Source organism: Novosphingobium sp. Chol11 (genome assembly GCF_900218065.1).
GTDB classification, from domain to species: Bacteria; Pseudomonadota; Alphaproteobacteria; order Sphingomonadales; family Sphingomonadaceae; genus Sphingobium; species Sphingobium agri.
Genome location: NZ_OBMU01000010.1, coordinates 1 through 2,503 on the forward strand (window position 1 = coordinate 1; position 2,503 = coordinate 2,503).

General features: G+C 64.2%; 3 protein-coding genes. All 3 read left to right on the forward strand.

Annotation, left to right across the window (positions count from 1 at the left end; all coding sequences use genetic code 11):
* Positions 1–136 precede the first annotated feature (136 nt).
* The 3 genes from tnpA to tnpC are packed head-to-tail and all read left to right on the forward strand — an operon-like array spanning position 137 to position 2,478.
* Positions 137–520, forward strand: a complete 384-nt coding sequence (tnpA, locus tag NCHOL11_RS17915; protein ID WP_097093841.1) for an IS66-like element accessory protein TnpA — start codon at positions 137–139, stop codon at positions 518–520.
* Entirely contained in the window at positions 517–864 is a 348-nt protein-coding gene (gene tnpB, locus NCHOL11_RS17920) for an IS66 family insertion sequence element accessory protein TnpB (RefSeq protein WP_006957496.1), read from the forward strand. The genes tnpA and tnpB overlap by 4 nt, the downstream gene beginning before the upstream one ends.
* A gap of 60 nt (positions 865–924) precedes the next feature.
* Positions 925–2,478: an IS66 family transposase gene (gene tnpC / locus NCHOL11_RS17925; protein WP_441339512.1), complete on the forward strand. Its 1,554-nt coding sequence runs from the start codon at positions 925–927 to the stop codon at positions 2,476–2,478.
* Positions 2,479–2,503 lie beyond the last annotated feature (25 nt).

Here is a 2,503-nt window from a genome sequence, read left to right on the forward strand (position 1 = left end):
GTAAGCGAGGTCTGACGGCCGCCTTGCACGGTGCCCATTCGCCGGGATGATTGCCGCTCTTTGAGCGGAGTGGCCGGTGGCTGTCGAGATTGAGGATTCAGCGAGCGGTGCAGGGACTACTCATACGAGCGGTCGTATGAGTAGTCGGATAGAGGTCGTTAGCCGGGTGTCGGGCCGGCGGCGCTGGACGGTGGAGCAGAAGCTGGCCGTGCTGCGGGATGCATTCGGCCCGGAGGGCAGCGTGCGCGCTGCCTGTGAACGCCATGATGTCGGCAGCGGATCGATCTACACATGGCGGCGACAGGCGATGTCTGGCGAGCTGACCGGGGTACGCAAGCCGACCGAGCCTGCATTTGCGGAGGTGCAGATCAGCGAGCAGTTGGCGTTGCCTGCCCCTGCGGTTGCCGCGCGCAGCGACGGCGTGATCGGGATCGAGCTACCGTCGGGTATCAGGGTGAGCGTGGACGCCACGGTCGATGGCGATGCGCTGTCGCGGGTGATCGGTATCCTGACGCGATGATCCCGCTGCCGCCCTCAACGCGGATATTCCTGGCTTGCGGCGCGACGGACATGCGCAAGGGTTTTGACGGCCTTGCCGTGATGACGCAGCAGGTTCTGGAGCAAAGCCCGCATTCCGGCGCGCTATTCGCCTTTCGGGGGAAGCGCGGCGATCTGGTGAAGCTGCTCTGGTATGACGGCCAAGGGATGTGCCTGTTTTCCAAGCGGATGGACCGGGGCCGGTTCGTGTGGCCGTCGACCAAGACGGGGTCGGTGGTGATGACGGCGGCCCAGCTTTCCATGCTATTGGAAGGCATCGACTGGCGGCGGCCGGAGCGCACTTTTACCCCGTCACTCGCGGGATAAAACGCCCATATTCCGGCGCTTTTCCTAGCATTACGACCGCTGTTTCGCTATAGGATAGCGGTGTCGGACGCAGGCCTTTCCACCGCTGACAAAGACGCTCGGATCGCCGAGCTCGAAGCTGCTTTGGCGGCCGCCCACGCCGATATTTCTGCTCGCGACATCCTGATCGACACGCTGCGCGTGCAGATCGCACGCCTCAAGCGGATGCAGTTCGGCAAGTCGTCCGAGAAGCTCGACACCCAGATCGCGCAGCTTGAGCTGGCTCTCGAAGAGCTTGAAGGAGAGGCCATCGTTGCTGCCGCGCGTCGGGCCGATCCGGCAGATGGCGTTCGGTCAGCGCCTGTTCGCGCGCTGCCGGCCCATCTGCCGCGGGAGGAACAGCGGATCGAGCCCGAGCAAGGCGCCTGCACCTGTCCCGGCTGCGGTGGAACGTTGCGGCCTCTGGGAGAGGATAGCGACGAGATGCTCGATGCCGTGCCGGTGCAATGGCGCGTCGTTCGGACCATCCGGCCCAAGTATAGCTGCAGGGCTTGCGAGAAGATCGTGCAGGCGCCCGCGCCGGTAAAAGCCATTGCCCGGGGCAAAGCGACCTTTGGCACGCTGGCCCATGTCGTTGTTTCCAAGTTCGACCATCATCTGCCGCTTTACCGTCAGGCCGAGATCATGGCGGCGCAGGGCATCGAGATCGATCGCTCAACGCTGGCAGGCTGGGTCGGGCAGGCATCCGTGCTGCTCGATCCGATCGTCAGTCGCATTCGGGAGGTCGGCCTGACCGCCTCGAAGATCCATACCGACGATACACCGGTTCCCATGCTTGATCCGGGCCGCGGCAAAACGGCCACCGGCAGGCTTTGGGCTTACGCCGTCGATGATCGCGGCTCCGGCGCCACGACCCCCTCGCTGGTCTGGTATGAGTTCACCACCGATCGCACAGGTGCCCATCCCCAGCGGCAGTTGGCCAGCTTCAGCGGCTACCTCCAGGCCGATGGCTATGCGGGATACGACAAGCTCTACGACACCAACCGTGTCACCGAGGTCGCCTGCTGGGCGCATTTCCGGCGCAAGATATTCGACATCCACGCCACCAAGCCGACGCCGCTTACCACTGATCTGCTGGAACGTATCGGCCAGCTCTATGAGATCGAGGCAGAGGTTAAAGGCCAGCAACCCGAGATCCGACGACGAAGCCGGCAGGGCCGCACCCAGCCATTGATCGACGAGCTGCGCCAGGCACTCGACGATGCCCTGCGCCGGCTCTCGCCCAAGTCCGAGATGGCCAAGGCGATCGCCTATGGCCGCAAGCGCTGGGTCGCGCTGACGCGCTTCCTCGACGATGGGCGCTTGGAGATCGACAACAACATTGCGGAGCGCGCCATGCGCTGCGTGGCCTTGGGCCGTAAAAACTGGCTGTTCGCCGGATCAAAGGCAGGCGGTGATCGCGCCGCTGCCGTCTATTCCGTTATCGAGAGCGCCAAACTCAATGGCCTTGAACCCCAGGCCTATATCGCCGACGTCATCGCCAAGATCGCTGGCGACTGGCCTGCTGCTCGCTGGGATGAACTCATGCCGTGGAACTGGCGGCCAGATCAGCAACCGATCGCCGAAGCCGCCTGATCTGCGGCCTCCAGCCCACGCTTAC

Bases quoted from the DNA above. Each gene is read 5' to 3' on its own strand.
- tnpA (WP_097093841.1), top strand. From the start codon at position 137: ATGAGTAGTCGGATAGAGGTCGTTAGCCGGGTGTCGGGCCGGCGGCGC.
- tnpB (WP_006957496.1), top strand. From the start codon at position 517: ATGATCCCGCTGCCGCCCTCAACGCGGATATTCCTGGCTTGCGGCGCG.